Here is a 5435-nt window from a genome sequence, read left to right as displayed (position 1 = left end):
CGGCGGCAGCGGCGCGCCGGCGCGCCTCGGCGGCGATCTCCGCCGCCCGCGCCGCATCGGGGCCGCTGTCGCGCGTCATGTAAAGCGTCTGGCTGGGGAAGGCGAAGCCCGTGCCCGCCTGCTGCACGAGGCGCATGATCTCCAGCAGGAACTGCTGCTGAACGGCCAGAAACACGGTGTTGTCGCTGGTCAGCACATGCGCACGCACTTCAATGGCGATGGACGACGGACCGAGCGCCGTCATCGCCACGCGGGGCGTGCCGGTCTCGTCGGCGGTCTGCGGATGGCTGGCCAGCATGTGCAGGAAAGCGGCCAGCAGCCACTCGATCTGCTCCGGCGTCGTCTCGTAGCGCAGCCCGACTTCGTGCTGGAACAGAAAGCGGTGGCGCATCGACAGGTTGCTGATGTGCAGGTTGGCGAGATCGCTGTTCGGCACGGTGGTCAGCGTGCCGTCGGGCGAGCGGATGCGGCTGGAGCGCGAGCCGATCGCCTCCACCTGCCCGCCGCGGGTGCCGCCGTAATCGATGAAATCGCCGACCCGGAACGGCCGGTCGGCGAAGATCGCGAGGCCGCCGAACAGATTTTCCACCGTGGTCTTGGAAGCCAGCGCCAGCGCGAAGCCGCCGACGCCGAGGCCGGCCACCAGCCCCAGCGCCGGGATGCCGACATTGTTGGCGCCGTAAGCCAGAATGGTGCCGGCGGAGATGGCCCCGCCCAGCCGCGCCGTGAGGCGCAGAAGGTGGGGATCGAACCGGCTGTCGGGCAGGCGCGGCGAGGCGATGATGGCTTCCATGGCGGCAAACCAGCCGAGCCAGGCTGCCCACGCCGCCATGCAGTAGACCAGCACCACCGACAGATAGTTCTCTATGCGCGAGAACAGGCCGGAAAGGTTGATCTGGGTGCGGATGAGAAGCACCGCCAGCACATAAAGCACCAGAAACACCAGCGGCACCGAAAGCCGCCAGAGCAGCGCGCGCACCAGCCCGACGGCGTTGCGCTCCGCCCGCCGTGCCCGCCGCGCCCAGACGAACGCCAGCACCAGCACCACGGCAAGGATGGCGAGGCTGCCCGCCTCCTTCCACAGCGGCGTATCCAGCACCTGTGTCTGCGCCCATGCCGGCAGCACCTGCGGCACCCAGCCGGGGATCAGCGGACCGGTGAAATTGACCTGCTCGCGGTGCCAGTCCGGAAAGGCGACCGGGCGCAGCGGCGGCCGGTCGATGATGCGGGCGTGATAGTCCGGCAGGTTCTCCACCGTGTCGGAGCTGAACAGATATTCGCCCGCCTGCGGCCCGCTGCGGATGCGCGAAAGGGTGATCTCCGTGCCCGGAATGCGCCATTTGTCCGGCAGGGTGCCCCAGTCGCGGCCGGGGGCACCGGGGATATCCTGCGGCGGCACCGCCGGCAGCCGGGCGAGAATGTCGGCCAGATAGGCGTAGGCAGAAGCCCCCGCCTTGCGCTGCAGCGCCGGCACCACGCCCGAGACATCGAACAGGCGCCGCATGCGCGAGAGTTCGGCAAGCAGCGCATAGGCCTTCTCCGGCGTCTTCCGCGCCATATAGTCGGCATAGAGCACTTCCAGATCGTGCCCGCGCGCCAGCAGGGATTCGTAGGTGGCGCTCGGGCTCGACGTATCGACCGGCTGCAGCGGGCTGGCGAAATCCGCTGCCGCCGGATCGGCCGGCGGCGTTGTGGCGGCGGCGGCCGCGCCGGGCAGCAGCAAAACCGTCATCGCAAGAAAAAAGGCGCGCAGAAAAAGCTTCATCGGGCAATATTCCCCTCGGCAAGGAGGCCGTTTTACCACGACGGCGCGGGGCGAAGTCCAGCCCGCCGGGGGCAGCGCCGTCCCTTCCCGCGCAGTCGTTCCGTCCCGCACAAGTCGTTCCACCCCGCGCAGCCGGCCTGTCCCGCATAGTCGTCCGGGACCGGCGGCCGGCGGGCTCCGCCGGCGCAGTCCTTTCAGAAGGCCGCCGGCGGGCGCAGGCTCTCGATCAGCATTTTCGGCAGGATGAGGCCGAACGCCATGGCAATCATGATGGCGACCGCGGTCGTGCCGTCCATCAAGGCCGCCGTCAGCAGTTGCGGGCGTGCGGCGTCGCCGGCGCCGGACAGGCCGATGAGGGCATCGGCCATGCGGAACACGAACGAGCCGGGGATCAGCGACACCACCGAGGCGAAGGCAAAGGCGGCGAACGGCATGTGCAGCCGGTTGCTGAGCGGCGTGACCACGGCGCCCACGAACAGGCAGGCAACCAGCGCGGACAGCGCATCGCCGCCCCCCAGCGCCAGCACCGCCCAGTGCAGCGCATGGGCCGCCATGCCCACGGCCATCGGCACCGGCAGCATGCGCCAGGGCATCGAAAAGAACGTTCCGTAGGCGGCAACGGCAAGGCCCGCGGCCGCCACATCCACCGCCAGCGCCACACTGTTGCCGCTGCCGCTGAGCGGCAGGCTCTGGCCGCCCAGCAGAAGCCCCGCGATCAGCCCCACCGTGATCAGCAGCACCAGCAGCCCGGCATAACACAGCCGCTCGATGGCCAGCGGCAGCCGCATGCGGGCCAGATCGATGGCGCCGTTCAGAAGGTGCGGCCCCGGCACCAGCACCATGCACGGGCACAGGGCAATGACGAACACCGCCGCCTTCGGCATCAGGTGCGCGGCCGCCACCGCCACCAGCCCGGCCAGAAAAGCCGCGCCCAGCGGCTGCGACAGCGGATTGGGGAAAAGCCGGGCAAGACCGCGCCGCAGGCAGGCGCCGGCAAAGGCACTGGCGAACACCAGCAGCAGGGTCAGCGGATCGGCCGCCCCGAAGATGACGGCGAGCGCCGCCGCCCCGGCCCCGGCAAGCGCCGCGAAGCGCAGCACCGGAACCGGCGGCAGGCGGCCGGCGGCAGCGAGCCTTTCCCGCGCCGCCCCCGGCGCGAGGCGGCCGGCCCGCACCGCCTGCATCACCCGCAGCGTTTCGGTGACCTTGTGCATTTCCACACCGGCCGGCACCGCGGGCACGATTTCCGGCGCCACCGGCTGGCCCGGACCGGAAAAGCGCAGCGTCACCGCCCCCCATCGGGGGGCGACGGAAACCGTCACCCCCAGAAAGCCGGCCAGACTTTCGACGCTGCGCACCGTGCGCTCGCTCGTCTGTCCGTTGCAGAACAGCAGGCGGGCACAGTCGCGCAGCAGCGCAACCGCCTCATCCCCGGCGGCAGACGGCAACGGCGCCATTTCAGACCGCCGGATAGGCGGGCTGATAGGCCATCGCCTCGATTTCCGCGGCAATGTCGGCCGGACGCGGCACGCGGGCGAGACCGTTGTCGAAGATCCGCGCGGCAATGCGCGCCGCCACATGGAGCGAGGCTTTGCGGATGTCGTGCTGCGGGGGATAGATGAGGCCGCTGTCCAGCTCTTCCTGCGTCACCAGTTCGGCCACCGCCTGTGCGGCGACGATGAACATATCCTCGGTCACGCGGGTCGCCTGCGTGGCCAGCACCGCCATGCCCATGGCCGGGAAGATATAGACATTGTTGCCCTGCCCCGGAACGAACGTGCGGCTGCCGAGCGTGACCGGCGCAAACGGGCTGCCGGAGGCAAAGATCGCCCGCCCGCCGGACCACTTGTAGGCCTCCTCCGCGGTGCACTCGGAACGCGACGTGGGGTTGGAATAGGGGAAGATGATCGGCCGCTCGTTGATGGCGGCCATCGCCTCGATCACCGCCTGACTGAACAGCTTCGGCACGGTGCTGACGCCGATGATGCCCGTCGGCCGGATCTGCCCGATCGCCTCGACGAACGAGGATACCGCGGCATGATCGTGGGCGAACGGCTTCTGGAAACCGGCGATGTCGGTGCGCGCGCTCACCATCAGACCGTTGATATCGAACAGCCAGTTGCGCGCCCGCGCCTCCCCGATGCTGAGCCCCTCCAGCACCATGGCCTGACTGATCAGTTCCGCAATGCCGGTGGCCGCCGAGCCGCCGCCCAGAAACAGGAACGTCTGATCGGTCAGCTTCTGCCCGGAGATCCGCAGCGCCCCGTAGATGCCGGCCACCGCCACCGCCGCCGTGCCCTGAATATCGTCGTTGTAGGTGCAGGTGCGATCCTTGTAGCGCTCCAGAATCGGCACCGCGTGAATGTTGGCGAAATCCTCCCACTGGATGCAGCACCGGGGGAAAAGCTCGCCGATGGCGGACACGAATTCCTCAATGAACGCATCATAGTCCGCCCCGCGCACACGCTGCTGGCGCAGACCCAGATAGAGCGGATCGTCGAGGTAGGCGGCGTTGTTGGTGCCCACGTCCAGCGTGATCGGCAGCGTCATTTCCGGCGGCACGCCGGCGCACACGGTGTAGAGCGCGAGCTTGCCCACCGGAATGCCCATGCCGTTCACGCCCAGATCGCCAAGGCCGAGAATGCGCTCGCCGTCGGTCACCACGATGAAGCGGATATCCTTGTCCGGCCAGTTGGCGATGATCGACTTCAGCCGGCCCTTTGCCGTGATGGGCAGATAGAGGCCGCGCGGCGCGCGCAGGAAATGGTCGAACTTCTGGCAGGCCTCGCCCACCGTCGGGGTATAGACCAGCGGCATGAAGGTCGCCGGATCGGACATCAGGGTGGCGTAATAGAGCGTCTGGTTGCGGGCCTGCAGATCGCTCAGCAGCAGATATTTCTGCAGGTCGCTGTCGAGGGTGCTGAGCTGCAGGTGCACGCGCGCAACCTGCGTCTCCAGCGTGTCGGAGCCGGGCGGCAGCAGCCCCTCAAGGCCGAGCCGCGCGCGGTCTTCGGCTGAAAAGGCGCTCCCGCGGTTATAAACCGGATCGTGAAGCAGCGTCGGACCTGTGGCCGTCATTGGAAAATCTCCGAAGTTTCACGATGCGCCCGTCCGGGCAGCGCGCAGGGGAAGGCAGCACGGTCCGGCCCGGCATGGCCGCCCCGCTGCCGGCTGAAGATTGTGCGAAAGGCCGGTGCGACGGCCGCTCCGTCCGCGGACAGGCCGGTCTCCGGTCAGGCCGCCGGATCGCCGCAGGCCCGCACCACGCCCCCGCGCCACGCCCCGCGTGCCATAATCCCCGCGCCACGTCCCGTTGCCATGGACTGGCCGCAGGCGTCGCCGCCCTGCCGGGGCTGTCTGTCTGGGCACGCATCTCAGTCACGGCGGCGCCTCTTCTTATCGACGGAGGGCGTTCCCGGCCGGCGCCGCGCAAAAAAGCAGGCAGACCGGCCCCAGGGCGATGCAACCCGCTCCCGCCGGGCTTGGCAAGCTGATTTTTCCGGCCGTTCCGCCGCAGCCATGGCAGCACCCTGCCACCCGCGCCGCCCCACCGGCGCGCCGCGCGATTAACCAGTGCCGACCCCGGAGAGGGACCATCCCGATGACGGAGAAGCGGAGCCGGCGGCAGATGCGGACGAGGGGATGGCCGGCGGCGTGACGGACCCGACAG

3 protein-coding genes are annotated in these 5435 nt (G+C 69.3%); all 3 read right to left on the bottom strand.

Going from position 1 to position 5435, the window contains the following annotated elements; genetic code table 11:
* The coding region (locus V7067_RS15090; RefSeq protein ID WP_334176729.1) for a mechanosensitive ion channel domain-containing protein at positions 1-1765 on the bottom strand (1765 nt) is incomplete at its 3' end.
* A gap of 194 nt (positions 1766-1959) precedes the next feature.
* A complete protein-coding gene (locus tag V7067_RS15085; RefSeq protein WP_334176728.1) occupies positions 1960-3222 on the bottom strand; it encodes a threonine/serine exporter family protein in 1263 nt (420 codons plus the stop codon).
* A gap of 1 nt (position 3223) precedes the next feature.
* Positions 3224-4843 (bottom strand): NAD-dependent malic enzyme, encoded by a 1620-nt coding sequence (locus V7067_RS15080; protein WP_334176727.1) that lies wholly within the window; start codon positions 4841-4843, stop codon positions 3224-3226.
* Positions 4844-5435: the final 592 nt, after the last annotated feature.

Origin of the sequence: Pseudoxanthobacter sp. (assembly GCF_036822375.1) — a bacterium.
GTDB lineage: Bacteria > Pseudomonadota > Alphaproteobacteria > Rhizobiales > Segnochrobactraceae > Pseudoxanthobacter.
This window is presented reverse-complemented; position numbering and strand designations above follow the sequence as displayed.